At 43.6% G+C, this 22,257-nt stretch carries 21 protein-coding genes; 19 read left to right on the forward strand and 2 right to left on the reverse strand.

The genetic code is table 11. The features are described from left to right. Positions 1 to 115: 115 nt before the first annotated feature. The 17 genes from pnp to metF all read left to right on the forward strand — a co-directional run bounded on the left by pnp (position 116) and on the right by metF (position 17,527). A complete protein-coding gene (pnp, locus tag ACKPQ5_RS07065; RefSeq protein WP_407678398.1) occupies positions 116 to 2,311 on the forward strand; it encodes a polyribonucleotide nucleotidyltransferase in 2,196 nt (731 codons plus the stop codon). Beyond that, entirely contained in the window at positions 2,238 to 3,188 is a 951-nt protein-coding gene (gene surE, locus ACKPQ5_RS07070; protein WP_407678399.1) for a 5'/3'-nucleotidase SurE, read from the forward strand. Before pnp ends, surE begins: the two co-directional genes overlap by 74 nt. Positions 3,189 to 3,540: 352 nt before the next feature. After that, positions 3,541 to 3,729: a 50S ribosomal protein L35 gene (gene rpmI / locus ACKPQ5_RS07075; protein ID WP_407678400.1), complete on the forward strand. Its 189-nt coding sequence runs from the start codon at positions 3,541 to 3,543 to the stop codon at positions 3,727 to 3,729. Positions 3,730 to 3,754: 25 nt separating this feature from the next. Next, positions 3,755 to 4,114, forward strand: coding sequence for a 50S ribosomal protein L20 (gene rplT / locus ACKPQ5_RS07080; protein ID WP_407678401.1), 360 nt, complete (start codon positions 3,755 to 3,757; stop codon positions 4,112 to 4,114). 23 nt (positions 4,115 to 4,137) lie between these two features. Continuing rightward, positions 4,138 to 5,187: a phenylalanine--tRNA ligase subunit alpha gene (gene pheS, locus ACKPQ5_RS07085; protein WP_407678402.1), complete on the forward strand. Its 1,050-nt coding sequence runs from the start codon at positions 4,138 to 4,140 to the stop codon at positions 5,185 to 5,187. Beyond that, positions 5,184 to 7,616 (forward strand): phenylalanine--tRNA ligase subunit beta, encoded by a 2,433-nt coding sequence (pheT, locus tag ACKPQ5_RS07090; protein ID WP_407678403.1) that lies wholly within the window; start codon positions 5,184 to 5,186, stop codon positions 7,614 to 7,616. Before pheS ends, pheT begins: the two co-directional genes overlap by 4 nt. A 3-nt stretch (positions 7,617 to 7,619) precedes the next feature. Continuing rightward, on the forward strand, positions 7,620 to 7,919 hold the full coding sequence (gene gatC / locus ACKPQ5_RS07095; RefSeq protein ID WP_407678404.1) for an Asp-tRNA(Asn)/Glu-tRNA(Gln) amidotransferase subunit GatC: 300 nt from the start codon (positions 7,620 to 7,622) through the stop codon (positions 7,917 to 7,919). 4 nt (positions 7,920 to 7,923) lie between these two features. After that, the gene (gene gatA, locus ACKPQ5_RS07100) at positions 7,924 to 9,393 is read left to right on the forward strand and encodes an Asp-tRNA(Asn)/Glu-tRNA(Gln) amidotransferase subunit GatA (protein WP_407678405.1); all 1,470 of its coding nucleotides are present in this window, start codon (positions 7,924 to 7,926) and stop codon (positions 9,391 to 9,393) included. 17 nt (positions 9,394 to 9,410) lie between these two features. Continuing rightward, positions 9,411 to 10,871 carry an Asp-tRNA(Asn)/Glu-tRNA(Gln) amidotransferase subunit GatB gene (gatB, locus tag ACKPQ5_RS07105; RefSeq protein WP_407678406.1) on the forward strand — a complete coding sequence of 487 codons (1,461 nt, stop codon included), beginning with the start codon at positions 9,411 to 9,413 and terminating at the stop codon, positions 10,869 to 10,871. Positions 10,872 to 10,961: 90 nt separating this feature from the next. Continuing rightward, entirely contained in the window at positions 10,962 to 11,732 is a 771-nt protein-coding gene (locus ACKPQ5_RS07110; RefSeq protein WP_407678407.1) for a DUF3450 family protein, read from the forward strand. Positions 11,733 to 11,734: 2 nt separating this feature from the next. Next, positions 11,735 to 13,159: a MotA/TolQ/ExbB proton channel family protein gene (locus tag ACKPQ5_RS07115; RefSeq protein WP_407678408.1), complete on the forward strand. Its 1,425-nt coding sequence runs from the start codon at positions 11,735 to 11,737 to the stop codon at positions 13,157 to 13,159. Continuing rightward, a complete protein-coding gene (locus ACKPQ5_RS07120) occupies positions 13,143 to 13,748 on the forward strand; it encodes a MotA/TolQ/ExbB proton channel family protein (protein WP_407678409.1) in 606 nt (201 codons plus the stop codon). Before ACKPQ5_RS07115 ends, ACKPQ5_RS07120 begins: the two co-directional genes overlap by 17 nt. After that, positions 13,745 to 14,149, forward strand: a complete 405-nt coding sequence (locus ACKPQ5_RS07125; protein ID WP_407678410.1) for an ExbD/TolR family protein — start codon at positions 13,745 to 13,747, stop codon at positions 14,147 to 14,149. The genes ACKPQ5_RS07120 and ACKPQ5_RS07125 overlap by 4 nt, the downstream gene beginning before the upstream one ends. Continuing rightward, positions 14,146 to 14,547, forward strand: coding sequence for an ExbD/TolR family protein (locus tag ACKPQ5_RS07130; protein WP_407678411.1), 402 nt, complete (start codon positions 14,146 to 14,148; stop codon positions 14,545 to 14,547). Before ACKPQ5_RS07125 ends, ACKPQ5_RS07130 begins: the two co-directional genes overlap by 4 nt. Then, positions 14,544 to 15,230, forward strand: coding sequence for an energy transducer TonB (locus ACKPQ5_RS07135; RefSeq protein WP_407678412.1), 687 nt, complete (start codon positions 14,544 to 14,546; stop codon positions 15,228 to 15,230). Before ACKPQ5_RS07130 ends, ACKPQ5_RS07135 begins: the two co-directional genes overlap by 4 nt. A 35-nt stretch (positions 15,231 to 15,265) precedes the next feature. Continuing rightward, positions 15,266 to 16,597 (forward strand): tetratricopeptide repeat protein, encoded by a 1,332-nt coding sequence (locus ACKPQ5_RS07140; RefSeq protein ID WP_407678413.1) that lies wholly within the window; start codon positions 15,266 to 15,268, stop codon positions 16,595 to 16,597. A gap of 57 nt (positions 16,598 to 16,654) precedes the next feature. After that, the gene (metF, locus tag ACKPQ5_RS07145) at positions 16,655 to 17,527 is read left to right on the forward strand and encodes a methylenetetrahydrofolate reductase [NAD(P)H] (protein ID WP_407678414.1); all 873 of its coding nucleotides are present in this window, start codon (positions 16,655 to 16,657) and stop codon (positions 17,525 to 17,527) included. 12 nt (positions 17,528 to 17,539) lie between these two features. Here metF and ACKPQ5_RS07150 read toward each other — a convergent pair whose 3' ends face one another. Beyond that, positions 17,540 to 18,409 (reverse strand): peptidylprolyl isomerase, encoded by an 870-nt coding sequence (locus tag ACKPQ5_RS07150; RefSeq protein WP_407678415.1) that lies wholly within the window; start codon positions 18,407 to 18,409, stop codon positions 17,540 to 17,542. 159 nt (positions 18,410 to 18,568) lie between these two features. On the opposite strand from ACKPQ5_RS07150, the gene ACKPQ5_RS07155 reads away from it, so the two are divergent. Both ACKPQ5_RS07155 and nadA read left to right on the forward strand, forming a co-directional pair. Then, the gene (locus ACKPQ5_RS07155; RefSeq protein ID WP_407678416.1) at positions 18,569 to 19,036 is read left to right on the forward strand and encodes a Fur family transcriptional regulator; all 468 of its coding nucleotides are present in this window, start codon (positions 18,569 to 18,571) and stop codon (positions 19,034 to 19,036) included. 2 nt (positions 19,037 to 19,038) lie between these two features. Further along, complete coding sequence (gene nadA, locus ACKPQ5_RS07160) at positions 19,039 to 20,022, forward strand: quinolinate synthase NadA (protein WP_407678417.1); 984 nt, start codon at positions 19,039 to 19,041, stop codon at positions 20,020 to 20,022. Positions 20,023 to 20,133: 111 nt separating this feature from the next. On the opposite strand, the gene ACKPQ5_RS07165 is transcribed toward nadA, so the two are convergent. After that, the gene (locus tag ACKPQ5_RS07165) at positions 20,134 to 22,023 is read right to left on the reverse strand and encodes a sulfatase (protein WP_407678418.1); all 1,890 of its coding nucleotides are present in this window, start codon (positions 22,021 to 22,023) and stop codon (positions 20,134 to 20,136) included. Between the last annotated feature and the right edge of the window lie 234 nt (positions 22,024 to 22,257).

The raw sequence follows: 22,257 nt of genomic DNA on the forward strand, positions 1-22,257 counted from the left end.
CCACACCAAATTTAAAGGTAGAAACAAATGATCTACTGGTTGGAGTTTCAATTGGACGATTTGGTTCAATTGGAAAAAAGATGAACAAAGAAAATACATATCGAAGTACGAAATCATGAAACAAAAGCACAATGTAACCGCTGAGAAACTCGGCATTCAATTATCCACTGGTACACTCGCCGGTTTAGCTGGCGGTGCCGTCACTATTTCTTTGGGGGAGACGAGCGTATTCGTTTCTGCCACTGCCGCGTCAACGCTGAGAACAGGGCAGGACTTCTTCCCCCTCACCGTGGATTACAAAGAAAAATTTACCGCTGCTGGGAAATTCCCAGGCGGATACTTCAAACGGGAAGGTCGTCCCAGTGAAAAAGAAATTCTAACCTCGCGTCTCTGCGATCGCCCTCTTCGTCCATTATTCCCCAAGGGTTTTCTTAATGAAGTCCAGGTAATCGGTTATTTATTATCCACCGATCAGGTGAATGAAGCTGATGTATTGATGGTCAACGGTGCATCGGCCGCATTAATGATTTCGGATATCCCATGGAATGGTCCAATTGGTTGCGTTCGTTTAGGCGAAATTAATGGAGAATTCGTTGTCAACCCCACTAACGAGCAGATGTATGATTCATCTCTCGATCTCATTTATGTCGGAAGCGAGAAAGAAATGATGATGATCGAAGGTTCGGCAGATCAAATGCCCGAGGATCGATTTGTGGAAGCACTCGAATATGCTCATGAACAAATTCAGGAAATCATTACCGCACAACGGGAATTAGCGAAGATTTGTGGGAAAGAAAAGAAGGTATTTGATCTTGTTAAAGCACCGGATGATGTTCTTGCACTTTGCAAAGAAATAACTGGATCCCGTATGGATGAAGCAATTTTTGCAGACTCTAAACAGGCTCGTGCGGAAGCTGTTGATGTGATTAAAGCAGATGCATTAGTTGCCTGCGAAGAAAAATTTGGGGAGGATTTTAATCCCGACCATGTAAAGATCGCCTTCGAAGCAATCCAGGAAGAAGTCTATCGTGAAAATATTTTAATCCGTGGAAAAAGAGCGGATGGCAGAAAAGCAGCTGACCTTCGGGAAATTTCCTGCGAAACAGGCGTTCTTCCCCGAGTTCACGGATCTGCTATTTTCACACGGGGTGAGACCCAGTCCTTAGTCATGTCAACACTGGGAACCAGTAGAGATGTACAAGACTTGGATGGTTTAACAGGTGGACCTACCGCAAAATCATTCATTTTACACTACAATTTCCCTCCTTTCTCAGTCGGAGAAGCCGGACGATTTGGATTTACCAGTCGCCGGGAAATGGGACATGGTGCATTAGCAGAACGTTCCGTATTGCCAGTATTACCTCCTGAGGATGAGTTCCCCTATGCCATCCGAATTGTGTCAGAAATCATGGCATCCAATGGTTCGACCTCAATGGCCAGTGTATGCGGTGGTTCTCTAGCACTTATGGATGCAGGCGTTCCAATTTCCAAGCATGTTGCCGGAATATCAACCGGACTGGTTACCCAAATGGATGACGATGGAAATATAGAAAAATATGTTGTTCTGACTGATATTATTGGAGCGGAAGATCACTTCGGCGACATGGACTTCAAGGTTTGTGGAACGAGAGACGGTGTAACCGGATTTCAACTCGACCTTAAGATTCAAGGCTTACCATTTAGTATTGCCAAAGAAGCAGTAAAACAGGTTACCGAGGCTCGCTTAAAAATTCTTACTTCTATGGAAGAATGTCTTCCGTCTCACCGCAAAGAATTACGCGATCATGCCCCAAGGATTGAAGTCGTTCAAATCGATCCTGAGAAAATCGGTGCATTAATTGGACCGGGTGGTAAAAATATTCGTCGGATTACCGAAGTAACCGGTGCAAACCTGGATATTGACGAGGACAACAGCGGCAAGATTCGGGTCTATGCAAGCGATTCCGAAGCCATGAATCGTGCTCTTCAGGAAATCGACTTGGTAACGGGTGAAATCGAAGCTGGTAAAACCTACCGAGGAATTGTTCGAGGCGTAAAAGATTTTGGAGCATTTGTAGAATGTCTTCCTGGAAAGGAAGGCCTCTGCCATATCTCAGAACTTGCTGACTTCCGAGTCAACAAAACGGAAGATATTTGCAAGTTGGGCGACGAAATCATCGTTAAATGCATCGGGATTGATGATAAGGGCCGAGTTAAACTGAGTCGTCGTGCAGCGTTGGAAGAAGAGAAATCGAAAGATGAATCTCCTTCGAATGATAGCGATTCAAAAGAAGAGCAATCCGAAGAAAAGACTGAGTCAACCGCATCGTAACAGACTGCTCTTTTACTATAATCTTACTATCGAGGGGAGTGGTGTTAAACACCCTCCCCTCTTTTATTTTATGAAATCTGACAAACCACTCGCACTCATCACGAACGACGATAGTATAGATTCCTATTTCCTCCATGTTCTGGTGGAAGAAGCATCCAAGAATTTTGATATTATTGTCTGCGCACCCGAAGAGGAGAAAAGTTGGATAGGGCATGCCATTTCGAGACATCAAAAACTATGTCCCGTTGAAAAAAAAGGTCAATTTCCATGCCAGGCATTTGCATTGAATGGAACGCCCGCAGATTGCGTAAATTTTGCAATTGGCAACCTGTTTCCGCGTGATCCTGATTTGGTGATTAGTGGTATCAATTTAGGCTATAATATCACCTTACCCATGATATTATCTTCAGGAACAGTGGGAGCCGCATTGGAAGGCTCGTTACTGGGAGTTCGTTCTTTTGCATCCAGCATGTCTCTACCCGTTGAAAATTTCGAGGAAATCCGTAAAAACTTGGGCAAGGTCGAAGGTGATATTGCCGAGTCGCTTACCCACGCCGCTCAAATGACGGCCCAATATGCGAACGAATGGGTCCAACATCCCACACAGGAGGGATTACCAGTCCATAATTTAAACTTCCCCAGCAATTACGATGGCAAAGAGGAACCAATCCTTTCATTTGCAGGTTCACTAAGGCTTGGGAGTCTTTTTCAAAAAGTGGAAAATCAAAATTACCATCAACTAGTGTACCGCCCAGAATGGTTGGAACAAAATGAACCCGAGATCGGGTCTGACCTTTGGGTATTAGAACAAGGAAAACCGACAGTCTCCCGTCTCGATTTTGCAGACCTGGCAGGTAGAAAACACCTTGAACCCTAACCACTATTTCTTTTCAATCGTAATTAACTCATGTTGCATAAATTTTTTCATTGGTGGTATTTACGGAGAAGATCTTCTTACGGAACAACTTATAAGAAGATTGACAACCGGTCTCAAGATCGCGACTTGATCAATTATTTTCATGATTTTGGCGGTGAAACTACAAATTCTCGCCAATCATACTGGCTGTATCGGAAGATTTTTCGATTACTCATTGCGATTATTGTAATCGTGTTTTCGGTTTGGTTTTCTATGGAGAGCTACCAGGGCCTATTAATTTATGATTAAATTCCTTATTGAGCTTGATCGATTGAATGGAATCCGTTAAGTTAATAACTTTTTTAAGAACAGCATGAATAAAACTCACAAAGGTATCGCCAAAAGATTTAAGATCACTGGCACTGGCAAAGTAAAATTCCGCAAGCCTAGTAAAAGGCATTTGCGCCGAAAGCTTAGTACTAAGCAGGTTCGTGCTGGCAGACAGGATCAAATTCTGGCCAAAGGAATGGCCCGTCGAGTGATCAAAGCAATTTGTAATTAATTTTTTAATTCAGGAAACATAAGTTATGCCACGAGCACGCAACGTATCAGCTACCCGTAAACGCCGTAAAAAAGTCCTTAAGAAAGCCAAGGGTTATTTCGGGAACAAATCTCGTCTTTATCGTTACGCAAAAGATGCAGTTGATCGCGGAGAAGTGTATGCTTATGCACACCGCCGCAAAAGAAAAACAGAATTTCGTCAGTTGTGGATTGTTCGCATAAATGCAGCTTGTCGGGCTGAAGGTATTCGTTACGGTGAATTCATTCATGGGTTGGCCAAAGCCAATATTGAGCTTAATCGTAAAGTGATGTCTGAACTTGCCATTCATGAGCCTGAATCCTTTAAGGAATTGGTGGCAAAAGCAAAAACCGCACTCGCGGCCTAAGGGCCCGACCGTTTTATTTCGGCGTGGAGAAAAATCTCCAAGCCATTGTCGAGGAGGCAGCAAAGAATCTTGATTCTGTTGCGAATCGTGCCGATTGGGACAATGTAAAAGCCACTATTCTTGGCCCGAATGGCAGTCTTACTCAGATCGCAAAGGGAATTGGTGGTATCCCGAAAGAAGATCGACCTGCTTTCGGTCAGGCATTGAATCGTACCAAGAAGGAGATTGAAGAAATTTTCAAGTCTTCTCTTACCTCGATCGAACAAAAGGCCGATTTGGAAGCCTTGGGGACTGAGGTTGATCCGACATTGCCTCCACCTGCAAACTTTACCGGCGGAACTCACCCGCTCACCAATACACGAAGGAAGATGGTTTCTATTTTTCGAAAGATTGGATTTACTGTTGCCGAAGCAACTGAAGCAGAAACCGAGTGGTTCTGCTTTGATGCCTTAAATACACCGGAAGATCACCCCGCACGTGACGAGCAGGATACGCTTTTTTTCACTCCAGAAGCAAAATGGAATAACATCAAGCAGAAGAAAGAGGAAGCGTATGTTCTCCGTACCCATACCTCTTCAGTACAAATAAGAAGTTTATTACGAGAAAAACCTCCGCTCCGTATTATTGCACCAGGTCGATGTTTCCGCCGTGATACAGTGGATGCTACCCATTCGGCAAATTTTCACCAAACCGAAGGACTTTATGTCGATCGAAAGGTGACGATCAAAGATCTCAAGGGTGTGTTAGATTTTTTCCTCAAGGAACTTTTTGGTGACCAGGTTGAAACTCGTTTAAGGCCCAGTTTTTTTCCCTTTACTGAGCCCAGTTTTGAAGTTGATTTAAGGGCTCCTAATATCGGTAAACTAAGCGATCAATGGATCGAGATTATGGGTTGTGGTATGGTGGACCCCAAAGTTCTCGGACTAGTGGAACTTGATCCAGAAGAATGGACTGGTTTTGCATTTGGAATCGGAATCGAACGGGTGGCCATGATTTTGCATGGAATTGATGATATTCGACATTTTTACAATAATGATTTTCGCTTCCTTACTCAATTGAACCAGCCCACATGAAAGTAAGTATCGATTGGTTAAGGCAGTATGTGGACTGCAGTGCTACCCATCTCGAATTGGTCGATTCTTTGCCCATGCTTGGACTGGAGGTCGAAGAAAGCGGAAATCAGTCCAGTAGTTCACTCGAACATGTGGTGGTGGGAGAAATTTTATCAAAAGAACCACATCCGGAAGCGGATCGATTGAGTGTCTGCATGGTAACAGTTTCTGAGCAGGGTGAACCTGCGAAAATTGTTTGTGGTGCCACAAATTTTGTGGTCGGAGATCGGGTGCCAGTCGCTCTGCCGGGTGCAAAATTACCGGGCGGTTTTAAAATTAAAAAATCAAAGCTTCGCGGAGTGCCATCGGAGGGTATGATGTGCAGTGCCGTCGAATTAGAACTGGGTCAGGATAACGAAGGACTACTCATTCTTCCAGACCATCCTAAAGTAGGTACTCCAGTGAGCGAACTTTTTCAAAGTGATGTAACCCTGGAACTTGAAATCACTGCAAACCGGGGAGATTGTTTAAGTCATATTGGAGTGGCCCGCGAAATGGCAGCCTATTACGAAGAAAATCTAAAGCTTCCTGAATTAAAAATTTCCGCTCCTACCACCAATCAACCCACCGATCAGAATTTAATTCAAGGTTTGAGTGTCGAAACCCAAAATTGTCCCTTTTATTCACTGTGGGCAATTCGGGGAGTAAAAATTGGCCCCAGCCCAGACTGGCTGAAAACACGCCTCGAATCTGTGGGTGCACGCTCAATCAACAATGTGGTGGATATTACTAATTTCGTCCTGTGGGAAACGGGGCAACCACTCCATGCATTTGATGCCCAAAAAGTGGCACAGCAATCCATTGTGGTAAGACAGGCAAAGGAGGGTGAGAAGTTGACTACCCTCGATGGCGTGGAACGAATACTGGATTCGAAAATGATGGTGATTGCGGATTCCCAAAAAGCATTGGTAATCGCGGGTGTCATGGGAAGCATCGATGCCGAGGTGGACGATTCAACCGTGGATATTATCCTTGAATCTGCATGGTTCGAACCTGGAAATGTAAGAAGCACTGCCCGCCGACTGGGGCTTCATTCGGATAGCTCTCAACGGTTTGCCAGAGATGTGGATCCTAGTGGTATTGAATTTGCTGCTCGAAGGGCAATCGATTTAATTTTGGAAATTGCCGGTGGAGAGTGTATTCCTGAGGTAGTTATAGCAGGCGAACCACCCCGCGGTTCTCGAGTCATCCAGATCGATCAGTCTTTTGTGGAAGAAAAGTGTGGATTCTCGGTTGATCCCGGCATTTTGGTTCGATCTTGGGAAAGGTTGGGCTTTCAGGTTGAGGGTACAAATCCATGGAGTGTGGAAGTTCCTTCATTTCGCTCGGAAGTAGACAGGCCGATTGATTTGGTGGAGGAGTTCATTCGTATTTACGGAACATCAAAATTAACTGATTGCAGTCTTTCCATCCCAGCAATTCACCGCGAGAATGATCCAAGTTATGATTTTTTCGATCGAGCAATTGAAAATTTGTCAGGTCAGGGCTTCCAGGAGGTTTGTAATTACAGTTTGCGATCAGGCGAGGAAATAAAGAACTGGTTCCCGCAACTGGAGAATGAAAAGATCGGACTTCTTAACCCACTCACCGCGGACCATACCCATGTTCGTCCGTCTCTTCTGCCGGGGCTGCTCGATTCATTGGCCAATAATCAAAAAAATCTCAATCCCCTGTCTCAGGTCTTTGAAACGGGAAGAGTTTTTCAACCCGGTCCACGAGGTAATGTAGAATTATTGAGCGTCAGCTTTGCCCTGTTTCCTCATTCAGTAATACGGGAATGGAAAGAAACTGAAGAACTTGATTTTTTTGATCTGAAAAGAATAATCCATCGCCTTTTTCATGGTACTGGAATTTCTTTACCCAAGAAAAAATGGTGTCCAATCGAAGACAGTTCTCCATGGCAAAATAAACATGCGGCCCGGATAGGAAATGTTCATCAAAATAAAATTGAAATTTCTGCCGGTGTCATTTCTCTTCCATTATCGAAAGATAAAGAAATTAGAGGCCCAGTTTTAGCGGTTGAAATAATAATCGATCCCATTCTTCTCTCTAAGAAAAGAAAGAATACTACCTTCCAACCATTTTCCACATTTCCGCCTGCGATTAAAGACTTGGCACTCGTGGTGGACCAAAACGAATCTGCTGAACAAGTCCGCTCTTCCCTTGAATTAATCGCCATCGATATCGCAAAGGGAAAGTTTGAGGTGGATCCTGTCACAATTTTCGATCTCTTCTCCGGAAAAGGAATGCCAGAAAATCAAAAAAGTATCGCATGTTCTATGCGATTCCGTTCTCCGGACCGGACTTTGGGTGAGAATGAGGTTAATGCCGCATTTGAAAAAATTGTCGAAAAAATTGAAACTAATACGCCCTACTCTTTAAGGACATAATTTATGAGTGAATCTGACCCCAACCCCATGGACATCGACTATGTTTCCAATCTCGCTCGTATCGAGCTCACCAAGGAAGAAAGGGAAAAATTCCAGCATCAATTGGGAGATGTGTTACAGTATTTCGAAAAGCTCAAGGAGGTGGATGTGGACGGAGTAGAGCCTACTGCGCATGCGTTTCCTCGTTTTAATGTATGGGATGAAGATCAAGCCAAAGAACCATTCTCAGTAAAGCAAGCCATTCAAAACGCTCCCCAATCAAGAAATAGTCAAATTGTGGTTCCCAAAGTGGTGGAGGATTAAAGTAATGAGTAACGCTACTATTATCAGCAAAACAGCAGTCGAACTGTCCCACTCACTTTCTGAAAAAGAATTGAGCTCTCAGGAGGTCGCACAAGCATATCTCGAGCAAATTGATCGGGTCGACCCACAGGTTCATGCCTTTCTTCACCGCGATGATGACGACTTCCTGGCCCAGGCAAATGCATCCGATAAAAGAAGAGCAGAGGGTAATACATTAGGTCCATTGGATGGTATCCCAGTGGCAATCAAGGATGTTATTTCTGTCCAAGGTCAACCGCTTACGGCCGCGAGTAAGATTCTTGAAAATTATATTTCTCCCTACGATGCCACCGTAATTAGAAAACTAAAGGATGCAGGTGCCGTGATCGGTGGCCGTTTAAATTTAGATGAATTTGCCATGGGTTCATCCACCGAAAACTCTGCCTATGGCCCCACCCGAAACCCATGGGATTTTAATCGAGTGCCCGGGGGAAGTAGTGGGGGCAGTTCTGCTGCAGTAGCCGCTCGGGAAGCCCCTCTGACCCTGGGGTCAGATACCGGTGGTTCAATTAGGCAACCCGCTTCTCTTTGCGGAGTGGTGGGAGTTAAGCCAACCTACGGGATGGTGTCCCGCTATGGCCTTGCTGCCTTTGCTTCTTCCCTCGATCAAATTGGTCCATTTTCTCAAACGGTTGAAGATGCGGCCCTTTTACTGGAGACGATATCGGGGCATGACCCGCTTGATTCCACCAGTTTCCCCACCGAAGTACCCCAATACAGCGCCGCACTTCGCGATCCATTAACTCCCTGCACACTGGGATTACCTAAAGAATTTTTTGGTGAAGGCATAGATGATGAGGTCAGAAAAGCAATTGATCAAACTATTGAATTTTACCGAAGCTTGGGGCATAAGATTGTCGAAATTTCATTACCAACCACTGATTTAGCAGTTCCCGTTTATTATGTAATTGCCACTGCGGAAGCATCCTCAAACTTGGCTCGCTACGATGGAATTCGATACACCTCACGAAGTGAGCAATCAGAAAATGCAATCAATGTGTACGCTAAAAGTCGCGGCGAGGGATTTGGCGAAGAAGTAAAAAGGCGCTGTATTCTGGGTGCCTATGGATTAAGCAGCGGATATTACGATGCGTATTACTTAAAAGCCCAAAAAACAAGAACCCTGATCCGAGAAGACTTTAGTCGGGTGTTTAAAGAGGTGGATGTAATATTGACCCCGACCGCACCAACTCCCGCATTTAAATTTGGGGAGAAAAGTAATGACCCGATTTCAATGTATCTGAGCGATATTTTTACTATTTCTACCAATCTTGCCGGGCTCCCTGCCCTTTCTGTACCATGCGGATTTACCAATTCTGGTCTTCCCATTGGTATGCAATTGATTGGCCAAGCTTTTGAAGAGTCCAGTCTTCTTTCCATTGCTCATGCCTACGACCGCGAACATCGATTTGGCTGCCAATCACCAAACATTTGAAACCGGGGAGAAACGATATGAAATTTGAAGCTGTCATAGGACTTGAAGTACATGTTCAATTAGATACTAAATCTAAAATGTTTACCCGCGTACCCTGTGGTTTTGGCAAACCGCCGAACTCACTTACCGATGCGGTCGTACTCGGTTTACCCGGAGCGCTCCCAGTCATGAACCGGGAGGCAATTGACAAATCCATTAAGGTCGGACTTCTTCTGGGTTGTAAAATTGCCCCTGTTTGTAAATGGGATCGCAAAAATTATTTCTATCCGGACATGCCCAAGAATTACCAAATTACTCAGTTCGATCAACCGATCTGTGAGGGCGGAGAGGTTGAAATCGAGCTGCCTGGAGATTCGCCGGCAGTAATGGGTGAACACCGTATGGTCAAACTGACTCGAATTCATTTGGAGGAGGATGTAGGAAAACTGACCCATTACGAAAATGACAGCCTGGTTGACTATAACCGGGCGGGTTCACCACTGTTGGAAATTGTGAGTGAACCGGATATGTATTCCCCTGAGGAAACTTTTTCATTTCTCACCTCATTAAGAAACTCACTCATTTATGCGGGGATTTCTTCCTGTGATATGGAAAAAGGACAACTCAGGTGTGATGCCAATATAAGCGTCCGACCGGTTGGAACTAAGACACTGGGCACGAAGGTGGAACTCAAAAACCTCAATACAATTTCGGGCGTTAAAAATGGAGTTGAATACGAAATAAAACGCCAAATTAAAGCAATTGAAGAAAAGGAGGAAATAGTCCAGGAAACGAGGAGGTGGAATCCAGATCAACGCTACACCACTCCCATGCGTTCCAAGGAAATGGCACATGACTACCGTTATTTCCCGGACCCGGATTTGATGCCCGTGAAAATTGATCAGGCTTGGATCGACGGAATTGCAAAGCAGGTACCCGAAAAACCATTTGATAAACAACGCCGGTATATGTCTGAGCTAAATTTACCTTATTCCATCACAGCTGCACTTTGCCCGGATTTTTCTCTTTGCCAATATTTTGAACTGGTTGCTTCTCTCACAAAAGATCCCAAAAAAGTGGGTAATTGGGTTGTGAATGATTTACTACGCGAACTTTCAAACGCGAATTCCGAGACAAATCCAATTCCAGTCGAAGAATCTCCTGTCACCCCGCAACACTTAGCGGAACTGGTCGACTTAATTGATCAGGGAGTGATTTCCAATAATGTGGCAAAGGAACTTTTTCCAGAAATGTTCTCCTCGGGGAAATCGGCCTCGGAATTAGTCCAAGAAAAAGGTCTGGAAGTAAAATCAGACCAGGGAGAAATTGAATCAATTTGTGCACGGGCAATTGAAAATGACCCCGACGCTGCCCAGAAATTTAGGGATGGAAAAGAAGGGGCAATTAATGCCCTGAAGGGGTTTGTCATGAAAGAGACTCGTGGACAGGCTAACCCTAAGGTCGTGGATACCATGCTGCGCAATTTACTTTCAAATTAGTTTGTCACTGTAAGGATTCAACTAATTGAGACCGAGTCTCAAAAATGACTTTATTTTTTTCTCCAACTCTATAAGGTTGGAATATTAAAGATGTTTCTTTCTTACAAAATACCCTTCTCTCTTTTTTTGCTAACTATTGCAGTCTCGCTTGTCAGTGGGCAAGTCAAGGAGACCCATCAGATTATTGAGGAATGGGTGAAGACAAAACAGATATTTTCCGAAGAGAAAAGTACTTGGAAGTCAGAAAAAGCGGCGCTCCTCGACATTGAAGGGGCATTGAGTAAAGAAATTGAAGAACTGGAAGGAAAACTCCTTCAATTCGAAAAAGAAAATGTGGGGGCAGCCCAACAAAGAGCAGAACTCACGAACCGTAAGGAAAAGGCGAAAGATGCGTCACTTCAATTCTATCAAGGAATGCAACAAATTGAAAAAGAAGTCAAAGCGACCAATAATATTTTGCCCTCTCCACTACGGGACAGGTTATCTGTATTTCAGGAAAAAATAGACAGTTCACAAAATAACAATCTTCCTTTGCGTAAGAGGCTGGAAGCATTGGTTGCACTGTTACAAAGCATTCACCTCTTTCATCGGGCAGTCCATTTAGAAAGGCAGGAATTTAGTTTGGACGACGGTAAGTCCCGGGAATTTCGGGTAATTTATTTTGGACTCGGAATCGCCTATTTTGTCAACGAATCTGGAAATGTAGCCGGTTGGGGAAAGCCTTCCGAAACCGGATGGAGTTGGACTCGACAAGATGAATTGGCCAAAGAAATTGCCAATGGAGTCTCCATCATGGAAAATCGTGCCCTTCCCCGCTTCCTCGAACTCCCGATCTCAACTCCCTCCCATTCGATCAAGTGAACATGCGTATTTTAGCCTTTCTGCTTTCGGCATGTTTCATTTCAAATATGGGAGCACGGTCAATGGATGCCGTCCGGATTGAAGCGACCGCGGATTTAAAAGAAGCAATTGCTTCACTTGCAGAATTACGGGAGCAAATTGAAACGGAAAAAATTCCTTTGGCTCGAAAAGTTTCTGTACTGGAAAGCAAGGCCAGAAAACTAAGAGGTGAACTGCAACATTACCTCCGTCTTCGCGATAATCGGGAGGCGAGCCTAATTCAACTTGAAAGGGAAGTAAAAGAGAGTGAATCAGATTTAGATTACAGTATTAATCTGTTAAATGATTACATCTCAAGTTGGCACCACGGGAACCCAGCGGCAGAAGAGGTTTTATGGTCCGCTCAACTCTCCACCCTTTTATTGGAATCCCAAAAAAAGGGAACGCGGGAGGAATCATTTGACGCCTGTTTTCGTGCAACTTTACTTTCTATCGAAGCGATTAATCTTTCGGCGGGTGGAATTTCTTTTTCAGGAGATGCCATTGTGCCCCCCGAAGGAACAAGGGAGGATGGTACATTCTGGTCAATTGGACCCACCATTTTCTTTTCCGGAATAAATGGATCTGCAGGTTTTCTCGAAAGAAGTTTTTCATCAATTCAAAGACAAAACCTAAGCCTTTCCTCTCAATCCGTTCTTACCAGTGAACCGGCCAGACTCATTCCGGCATCCTCGTCGACTTCCGATTTAATTAATCAGGCAATTCAAAGGAAATCGGGTAATCAGGAAGTCGTCATTCTTCCCATGGATCCTACTTTGGGGAAAGCACTCGTGATGGAAAAAGGTGAACTTTCAGTGCTTGAAGAATTACAAAAAGGAGGAATTTGGATTTACCCGATATTATTTTTTGCGGTGCTATCCTTACTGATCGCAGTGGTGAAAGCCTTTCAGATAATCAAAGTGAAATTGCCCAGAGAAGTCGCCTCCCTAGATGGTAATTATAGTGGGCCTTTTGAATTACTGAGAAAAACATCAAAGGGTTATCAGGGTAAGAATCCAGAAATTTTGGAAGAGATTCTTTACGAGGCTATTATTGACATGCAAGTGAAGCTTGAGAAAGCACTGCCTCTTATTGCGGTGACCGCAGCGACCGCTCCCCTTCTTGGACTGCTGGGAACGGTCACCGGAATGATTGATGTCTTCAGGCAAATTACCAATTTTGCAAACCCAGAAAATAGCGAACTTGCCCGTGGAATTTCGGAAGCCCTTGTCACTACCAAATTCGGACTCGTTACCGCAATTCCATCATTGATCGCCCATGCATTATTAACTCGCAGACTGCAGGGAATCATCTCCAAGATGGAAGGTTTCTCTGCCAGGTTAGTCAGGTTGAAACAGGAGAACCTGGAACAGAATTCGAAAGATTCGAGCGATGACTCAAATTCTTGATCTTTGGAACCAGGCAACCTTAGTGTGGGAAAAGGGCGGCATATTGATGCCTACATTGGCAGTTCTCTCCCTTTACACTTATTTTATTGCCTTTGATTTATGGTTCCGTTTGCGGGCAATCGTACCACGCGATTTACAATCCTTCCCCCGGGAAAGATGGGGTGCGTTTAAGGGAGGTGGCCGGATTAATCAGATCATGCACTACTGTTTATCCGATCATCAAGATTCCAGGGAAACCAAAAAGAGATTCGAACAGGTGAGGTTGATGGATGGTTCCTACCTTACCCGCAGGCTTCGTTTCCTTCTCGTTCTGGCAACCGCCTCGCCTCTTATTGGCTTATTGGGAACGGTGGGAGGGATGTTGCGCACTTTCGACGGCTTGAGTATGCAGGATAGTTACAAGATGGACTTGGTAGCAAGTGGGATCTCTGAAGCACTGGTCACAACACAGGCTGGATTATTGGTTGCAATCCCGGCACTTGCATTTTCACATTTGCTGAAACGAAAAAAAAAGGATTGGTTGCATTGTATTAATCGCCTGGAGAGCATTTCCCTGAGACAGATCAAAAACCTAAACCCAAGTTTATGAAATTAAGGAGGAGATCGACCCTGGACGAGGAGGATGAATCGATCAATGTATCTCCATTAATTGATGTCGTTTTTATTTTGCTTATTTTTTTTATTGTATCTGCCACATTTGTCACCCTGCCAGGAGTGGATGTAAGCAGGCCCAGAGTTGAAAAATCAACTTCTTTGCAAAAAAATTCCGTCTTATTTGCCCTTTCTGAAAAAAATGAAATTTTTCATGCCGGTAAATCTGTGCAATTAAATGAAGTGGCACCCCTCATTACGCAGGCGATTAAAGAAAAAGAGAAACCAGTTGTGATTCAAGTTGATCAATGGGCAGACGCGACACTCCTCGCAAAAATCGTTTCCGCGGCCAAAAAAGTGGCCCCTTCTGTTTCTCTTGCCACCTTAAAAAATAGATGAAAAGAAAACCAACTATTTTTCAAAAGGAAGAAACAGAAATTAATGTATCTCCTCTGATCGATATGGTCTTCATCCTTCTGATCTTTTTTATTGTTGCCACTTCCTTTGTCAATGAAGTCGGTATTTCCTCCACCTACAAGGATTCGAGTTCGCAAACTGATAGCAAAAGAAAGCCCCTATCCTTTACCTTACCCGGGTCAGGGCAAGTTTTACTCGATGGTACCCCCATTGGATTGGAGGGGGTTGCCCCTAAGGTCCGAAATTCTTCTGTCTACGAACCCCCTTCTGTGATCATTCAAGTTTCTGGCGGTGCCAAAGCAGGTCTCGCCACACAGGTAATGGACCAGGCTTTATTGGCGGGTGCAAAAGCGGTCAAATTAACTGCGGTTTCCCAATGAAAAAAGTATCAACAATAGATTGGATCCCTGGAATTGAATCCGAATCAAAGGGAAGAAGCACGAAGAAGAGCCTACTGCTTTCTTTGGCGGTATCGTTTGGTTTATTTTTCCTGCTTCCTTTATCAGAGTTTGTCAGAACAGAAGAATGGATTGTGCGCGAAGTGGAATCCATTCCCTTTCAATCCCCTCCTCCACCCAAAACGAAATTGGAAAAAAAAGTGGAGGATTTAATTGAAAAACAATCCACTCCACGCCCCCTGCAATCCACGCCTCTTAAAGTAGAGATTGAAACATTATCTCCCAACTTGGAGGTGGGCCCGGGTGATTTTAAGGCGGCGTTCTCACTTCGTGACTACAATCCAGTGGCGAGTGGGTTGGAAGGTGAATTGGTCTTTGCATTACACGAACTGGACCGAACCCCCAATGTTCTTAAAAGAGGCTCCCTTTTCTACCCTCCTCATTTGAAAAGAAGAGGACTGGAGGGTGAGGTTAAGTTATTGGTGCAAATTAATGAGAAAGGGAGAGTGAAAGTATTAGAAGTGGTTTCATCCACCCATCCAGATTTCAATGAATCATCAATAAAAGCCGCGGAAGGTTCCACCTATGAAGCACCGAAAAGAAATGGTGAAGCGGTACAGGTCCAGTTTTATTTACCCATTCGGTATAGTCTCCTTAATCAATGAAAAAGATATTTTTTTACTGTAGTTGCATCCTTTGTTTGTCTTTCTTGATTGCCGTGCCTCCCACGCATGAACTAACTGCTGACTTTTGGAACAGTCCCAGTTTTGTCCGCAGTTTTATGGGGGACTATGGATTTAGATCTGAGGTAGAACCCAAGATAAGTAAAAGTGAACAATCAATCCTTCAGGAGGTGGTCGCGAAAGCGGAGAACCAATTGGAGGATGCAATTATTTATCTGGAAAAGAAAATGGAGGATAAATCGAGTGCTGCATTACATTTTGCTTTGGGAACAATGTACTACCAAAACGGACGACTGACTCGATCTGAAGAAAGTTACAACCTTGCAATTAAGAAATTCCCCTCCTTTTTAAGAGCCTATAAAAATCTAGGATTTGTAGGGTTAAGCTTAGGCAATTTTGAAAGTGCGGCAAAAAACTTGTCTCGATCGATTAGTTTGGGTGAAGGGGATGGAGTTACCTATGTGGCACTGGGCTACTGCCACTACATGCGACAACGATTTATGTCGGCAGAAAATGCCTACCGGATGGGAACACTCCTTTCCCCGGATAGTAAATACGCCCAAAATGGTTTAGTGAACTGCCTGATTGAAACAAGCCGGTTCCCGGAAGCGCTTGCCCTGCTGGATGAATTACTGGCCACGCAACCGGAGGATGTCATTTGCCATCGAGCTCGGGTTCACGCACTCCAGGGATTGGGGAAGGAAAGAGAGGCTGCGGTGGCGATGGAAACCCTAAAAAGAATGGGACAATTAAAAACCCAGGACCTCCTTAATTTAGGGGATCTTTATCATAATTTAAATCTCTACGAACTGTCTCTTCAAAACTATCAACTTGCCATTGAAAAAAAGGAAAGAATTTCCCTTCACAGATATGTGCGTGCGGCCAGTATATTGATGAATAGAGCCTCCTATGAGGATTGTTTTCAATACCTCGAAAAAATTCAACAACTATTGGGTTCTAATTTTACTCCGGAAGACGAAAGAAAAGTGTTACTACTAAAAGCAGAGGTCTTGCAAGCAACGGGACAAACGAAAGAATCGACAACCATTCTTCGAAAAATAGTGGAAATGCACCCACTGGAAGGAAAAGCTCTGATCATGCTTGGACGACATGCATGGCAGGACAAGGATTATGTGCTCGCAAGTTTACACTTTGAACGAGCCAGTAAAATTGATGAGTTCGAAGCGCCCGCATTGATCGAACATGGGAGGATGATGGTAGGAATCCGAAATTATGAAAAAGCAGTTCGGCTTCTTGAACGTGCAGAAGATATTGACCCTCAACCCAGAATCAGCCGATTTCTCGAATCCATTCGCAACTTGCTACTAACCGCTCGGGTTCGACTATAAAAACGAAAGAGAACCGACTTGCAACGCATCAACATATCATGATATGTTGATATGAAAATGACAAAAGGAACTTCAATTTCGGAATTCTTCAAAAGTGAGAAACCCATTTTCTCGTTGGAATTTTTTCCTCCCAAAAATGATGCAGGGGGAGAAAGGATTCTCAAAACTGCCGGTATACTCAAACCATACAATCCAGATTTTGTTTCGATCACTTATGGTGCCGGGGGTAGTACCCGGGAGACCACAATGCAATATGCACGAATCCTGAAAAATGATTTTGGGTTTGAAGTAATGCCCCATTTAACCTGTGTCGGACATACTCAGGATGAACTACTCAAAATCCTTGAGGATTTCTCGGAGGAAGGATTCTGTAATATTATGGCCTTGCGCGGCGACCCTCCCCAGGGAGAAACTCAGTTTCAACCTGTCAAGGGAGGTTTATCTTTCGCCACAGAACTGGTCGCACTGATAAGAAAATATTTCCCCCACTTTGGAATTGGCGTAGGGGGATACCCTGAAAAACATCCTGAATCTCCCAGCAAAAAAGAAGATTTGTATCGCCTGAAAGAAAAAGTCGATGCCGGTGCAGACTTTATTACGACTCAACTATTTTTTGATAATGAAGTCTATTTTCAATTCGTAAAAGATTGTAAAGCCAATCAAATCGATATCCCTGTGCTTCCTGGCTTACTGCCCGTCTTATCAATGGGACAGGTGCAAAGATTTTGCAAAATGTGTGAAGCAACGCTACCAGTCGCACTCAGGGATAGATTGCAGGACTCGCCCGAGTCAGAACAGCCTGGCGTTGGTTCCAATTGGGCAAAAGAACAGGTACAGGAACTTCTCGACGGAGGTGCCCCCGGTTTCCATCTCTATGCACTTAATCAATCGGCAGCGAGCGTGGAAATCCTCGAAGGAATCAAAGCATAATTAATCAGCAGGTTAGAAACCTGCGACTTCTATAATCTCGGCTTTTTCCTTAAGTTGGTCGAGGAATTTGTCGAACTTGGTATCTTTCCTTCTTTCTCCGAGGTACTCAATTATTTTCTCTTTCACCTCACTGAAAGGGGTCAATTGAGCTTCCTTACGATCATGTAATTGTATGATATGAATGCCGAACTGAGTTTTAATTGGCTCGCTGATATCGCCTGGTTTTAATGCAAATACTGCTTTTTCAAATGGTTCCACCATTCGTCCTTTTCCAAAGGTTCCCAAGTGTCCATCATTTTGTGCATCATCTGACTCCGCCTGAACTGCTTCTTTAAAGTCTTTTCCTCCGATAATTTCTTTCCTTAGTGTTATTATCTTTTTCTCTGCTTCTTCAAATTCATCCTCTGTCTTTGCCATTTTTAAAATGTGCGACGCAGTAACCGTCACTTCAGTCTCAAATAAATCAGGCCTTGCCTCGTAGTATTTCTGGGCCTCTTCCTCAGAAACCGGTTCACAGGTAGTCTCCTCTTCGAGCAACTTGTTAAATTGACACTGGCTAATGATTTCCTTTTTCAGGTCTTCCTGAGTCTTGATTACGGGGTGCTTTCCCTTGGAAAATGCCTTCTTACCCCCATTTTGACTAATCCATTGCTTCATTCCCAAACTCACTTCCTCCGCATCAATTTCATATCCCCGTGTTTGGCTCTCCTGCCCCATTAGAGACTGATCAATCATTCGGTCCTTCGCCAAGTCCAATGCCGCTAATTGGATGACTTCTCGCGGTTTGCCCGGCATTGACTTTTCAACCTGTTCGAAAAGAGACTGCGCCTGTCTTTCAATCGCCCAATCTGGAATAATATGTTCATTTACTTTTACTGCCATGCTGCTTTCCCTAACTTGAATATGAAAAAAGAACAAGTCCGAACAGTACAACCCGACTTTTAAAGGGAACCCTATCTCAATTTAGTCTCAATAAAATTGACCCGATTTATAAAGGTGTTTAAGTAATGGAATAACCTAATGAAAATTATTTTTTAAATAATGAAACTTTGTGACAAGGAAACATGGGAAAGTTTTTCCGACTTCCTGTCCAGCAAGGGCTTGCGGGTAACTGGGCAACGAAAAGGAGTACTGGAAGCATTGTTTCGCCAATCCGGGCACTTTACTGCAGACCAACTGTTACAGGATGCGCAAAATTTAGATGAAACTGTATCCCGAGCGACAGTGTACAGAAACCTTCCCTTACTCGTTGAAAGTGGAATTATCCGAAAAGTTGACATTGGAACCGATAATAAATTTTACGCCCTCAATGGAAGATCAGATACATTTAAAGCACAGGTGGTATGCTCAAACTGCAATAAAATTTTCGATATTGAAGCCCCCTTCCTGGAATGGTACGGAAAAACAGTTTCAGAAAAATTGGGTCTAGATGTAAAGGACCAGAGACTTCAGGTTCATGCAGAATGTCCGGATTTCCGCAAAAATGGAACCTGTAAGAAAGAGTCTTAATCATGAATGAATTAGAGGAGAATAAATTTGACCTAAAACTCTTCCGTCATCAACCGGATGCAGAAACTCTTAATGCCCAGCAGGAAGAAATAATAAGGTTAAAAAAAGAAAAAAATGCAGTTATCCTATGTCATAATTATCAAATAGAACCCATTCAGCAAGTTGCCGATTATGTCGGTGATTCCCTGGGTCTGGCAAGACAGGCAGCTGAAACTGAGGCTGAAATTATTGTTTTTTGTGGCGTTCACTTCATGGCTGAAACAGCCAAGATTTTGAATCCTACAAAAACGGTTCTTCTTCCCGATATTGACGCAGGGTGCTCCCTTTCAGATTCCTGCCCGGCACCACAATTAGCGGATTACAAAAAAAAATTCCCCGACACCTATGTGGTTGCCTATGTTAATTGCTCAGCTGACGTAAAAGCACTCAGCGATGTCATTTGTACGAGTGGAAACGCGGTTCAAATCGTTAATAATGTTCCGGAAAACAGAGAGATTCTATTTGTTCCAGACCAAAACCTGGGTCAATGGGTCATGGGGCAAACCAACCGAAAAATGAAACTTTGGCCGGGGAGTTGTTACGCACATGTTCTCTTTACCAAAGAATCCATTGAACGCTGCAGGCTCGAACACCCCGGTGCCCCCGTTGTGGCACACCCTGAATGTGTGGAATCAGTTCGAGACTTATCCGACGAAGTTTGTAGCACCGAAAAAATGGTCCACTACTGCAAAAGTAATCCCTCCGAAAAATTTATAATCCTTACTGAAACGGGAATGATGCACCGTCTTACCCGCGAACTCCCTGACAAATCATTCATTGCAGGACCGACTGGAAATTGTGCCTGTAATGATTGTCGATTCATGAAAATGAATACTCTTTCTAAATTAGCAAACTGCCTAGAAACAGGCGGTCCAGAAATCATCATGGATGATAAAATTATTGATCAAGCAAGAGTTCCCATCGAACGAATGCTCGATTGGAGTTAGTTCGCTTTGGTAAAAAAAGGCATTTGCTCAGTTAGCCTACTAATCAATCTAACTAAGATCCCTTTTTTCAATTCAACAAACCTTAAATTGTAAGAATTATTTAAGTAAAATTCAGTTGCCGGCTACTTTAATTGCCGCATTTGAATAAGGTCCTTGGCCTTTCTTTTTGCCAGCCTCCAACATATCGGGCATCTCGGGATAAGAAACTAAGAAATTATGCTCATCCACCAAATTGAAGACATAATGCGTACTGCCAATCGGAAGCACACCGATTAATCGATTTCCTTTTATTTGAGCTGGTGTCACATACCATTCCTCAGACTTCATTCCTCCGTTCAAGGTGTAACAAATTTGTCCACCAGTCACTCTCGATCCATGTTCTTTAAACTGTGCCCATACCTCGTTTCCACTTTTTCCATTTCCTACCAGAGAACAGACCATTTCTTTATGGGCAGATATCCCTTTATAATATGGGTTTTGATAGGGATAGGATGCATTCATTGCATCTAACTTGTAAAATAACTTTTTTCTCATCTGCTCGGCCTTATGAGGCATTTCCGCAGCTAAGTTTCTCGCTTCTTCAATATCAATTCGTTTGGAGGGAGTAGGATAGTCACGATACAATTGATAAAGTTCAAGCCTAGGCTTTTGGGGCATATAGTTATAAATTAACTTCCAACCATTTTCTCGCAAAGTAGATTGCTGAGCCACTCCATGAGGAAAGTGCCAGACCATTGAATCTCTAGTTTCTCCATGACTGTCCTTTATTAAGTTTGCAGACTGAGGATCAGTCTCCAAGAAATTCCTTAAATCGGAGCCATCTACATTTTGCACTTTTGGCCTTTTGGTTCCCGTCCAAGCCAGAATAGTCGGATAAAAATCCAAGCCATTAACCATCACATTACTTTCCTGATTAGCTTTAATCTTTGGACCACTAATGATAAACGGAACCCTTACCCCACCCTCTTTCGCATTGATCTTGCCCTTATCCAATGGATAGTTATCGGTAATGATTTCACCCGGTACTCGTTCCATTCCTCCATTATCAGAAGTCAGTATGATATAGGTGTTCTCGATTAACTTGTGCCCCGGCCAGCGCGGATCATCAGTTTCTTCAAGATACTGAATTACCATTCCAAAGTAGTGATCAAGCATTTCAACCATCGCACAATAGTAAGGATTTTGCTGTCCCTTCAATTCCCAACCATTTGGATTGGTTGGAAAATCCACACCCAGCTTGTCGCAATACTTGTTAAGTAATGCCTTGCTACGAGAATGGATTGGCGTATGAACGAGCCATGCTGCGTAGTAAAGAAAGAAAGGCTTATCTCTATTTTTTTCGATAAATTCAATCGCATCCAGTGTCGTTTGGTCTTTTGGAAATCCAAACTGATCTAACTGATAGCGATCATTCTTCGCCCGACTGGCAAAACCCTCCAGGCGATTGGGTCGCATTGCCCGACTTTCACCGAGGTCATGGCGTGTAAATTCAAATCCCTGATCCTCAGGTTGAGGAAATGCATTGTGATCAATTGCCATGTGCCACTTACCCGTATGCCCAGTTGCGTATCCATTTCCCTGAAGAGCTTCCGCTATGGTTACCTCCGATAACTTCATTCGTCCGCTGATCCATGGATCCATGACCGCGTGAGCAGTCTTGTTGTAGGGGGTCGGAGGATTCCCCCCTACTACATGAGTCTTTTGCGCAACCGCAGGGTGTCGACCACTCATTATCGCACAACGGGTGGGAGCACAGGTGGGTGCCGGCGAATAACCCTGGCGAAAAAGCACTCCTTTTTTTGCTAAAGCATCAATATGGGGAGTTTCCATAGGTGACTTCACATCAATGTCATAACAGCCAACATCCTGCCATCCCAAATCATCCGCCAAAAGCAAAACTACATTTGGGCGACTCGGCCGATCCTGAGATAAAGCCGGGGTTATAAACCCAAGTAATGGAAGAAGAAAAAGCGAAGCAACTAAGTTTTGAAAAAGAATCATTATTTACCCACCGACCGAAAAAAAATTATCAGAACGAATTAAACTTACCCAACTCAAATAACGACTCAACCATATAATAATCAATGAAAATTGCTTTTGTTATGATAAAAATATTAATTACTACAATATACCTAATATCATATCATAATTTAATATATTGTGATCAAACATTTAAAACTACAGACAACTACCTATTTCATAAGGATAGTATATACGATTTTTTAATTTGACATA

The sequence above is a fragment of the Candidatus Seribacter sulfatis genome (genome assembly GCF_964187635.1).
Lineage (GTDB): Bacteria > Verrucomicrobiota > Verrucomicrobiia > Opitutales > Seribacteraceae > Seribacter > Seribacter sulfatis.

Excerpts from the sequence above, each read along its gene's own strand:
- pnp (WP_407678398.1), top strand. The coding sequence starts at position 116 with ATGAAACAAAAGCACAATGTAACCGCTGAGAAACTCGGCATTCAATTA.
- surE (WP_407678399.1), top strand. The coding sequence starts at position 2,238 with ATGAATCTCCTTCGAATGATAGCGATTCAAAAGAAGAGCAATCCGAAG.
- rpmI (WP_407678400.1), top strand. The coding sequence starts at position 3,541 with ATGAATAAAACTCACAAAGGTATCGCCAAAAGATTTAAGATCACTGGC.
- rplT (WP_407678401.1), top strand. The coding sequence starts at position 3,755 with ATGCCACGAGCACGCAACGTATCAGCTACCCGTAAACGCCGTAAAAAA.
- pheT (WP_407678403.1), top strand. The coding sequence starts at position 5,184 with ATGAAAGTAAGTATCGATTGGTTAAGGCAGTATGTGGACTGCAGTGCT.
- gatC (WP_407678404.1), top strand. The coding sequence starts at position 7,620 with ATGAGTGAATCTGACCCCAACCCCATGGACATCGACTATGTTTCCAAT.
- gatA (WP_407678405.1), top strand. The coding sequence starts at position 7,924 with ATGAGTAACGCTACTATTATCAGCAAAACAGCAGTCGAACTGTCCCAC.
- gatB (WP_407678406.1), top strand. The coding sequence starts at position 9,411 with ATGAAATTTGAAGCTGTCATAGGACTTGAAGTACATGTTCAATTAGAT.
- ACKPQ5_RS07110 (WP_407678407.1), top strand. The coding sequence starts at position 10,962 with ATGTTTCTTTCTTACAAAATACCCTTCTCTCTTTTTTTGCTAACTATT.
- ACKPQ5_RS07115 (WP_407678408.1), top strand. The coding sequence starts at position 11,735 with ATGCGTATTTTAGCCTTTCTGCTTTCGGCATGTTTCATTTCAAATATG.
- ACKPQ5_RS07120 (WP_407678409.1), top strand. The coding sequence starts at position 13,143 with ATGACTCAAATTCTTGATCTTTGGAACCAGGCAACCTTAGTGTGGGAA.
- ACKPQ5_RS07125 (WP_407678410.1), top strand. The coding sequence starts at position 13,745 with ATGAAATTAAGGAGGAGATCGACCCTGGACGAGGAGGATGAATCGATC.
- ACKPQ5_RS07130 (WP_407678411.1), top strand. The coding sequence starts at position 14,146 with ATGAAAAGAAAACCAACTATTTTTCAAAAGGAAGAAACAGAAATTAAT.
- ACKPQ5_RS07135 (WP_407678412.1), top strand. The coding sequence starts at position 14,544 with ATGAAAAAAGTATCAACAATAGATTGGATCCCTGGAATTGAATCCGAA.
- metF (WP_407678414.1), top strand. The coding sequence starts at position 16,655 with ATGACAAAAGGAACTTCAATTTCGGAATTCTTCAAAAGTGAGAAACCC.
- ACKPQ5_RS07150 (WP_407678415.1), bottom strand. The coding sequence starts at position 18,409 with ATGGCAGTAAAAGTAAATGAACATATTATTCCAGATTGGGCGATTGAA.
- ACKPQ5_RS07155 (WP_407678416.1), top strand. The coding sequence starts at position 18,569 with ATGAAACTTTGTGACAAGGAAACATGGGAAAGTTTTTCCGACTTCCTG.
- nadA (WP_407678417.1), top strand. The coding sequence starts at position 19,039 with ATGAATGAATTAGAGGAGAATAAATTTGACCTAAAACTCTTCCGTCAT.
- ACKPQ5_RS07165 (WP_407678418.1), bottom strand. The coding sequence starts at position 22,023 with ATGATTCTTTTTCAAAACTTAGTTGCTTCGCTTTTTCTTCTTCCATTA.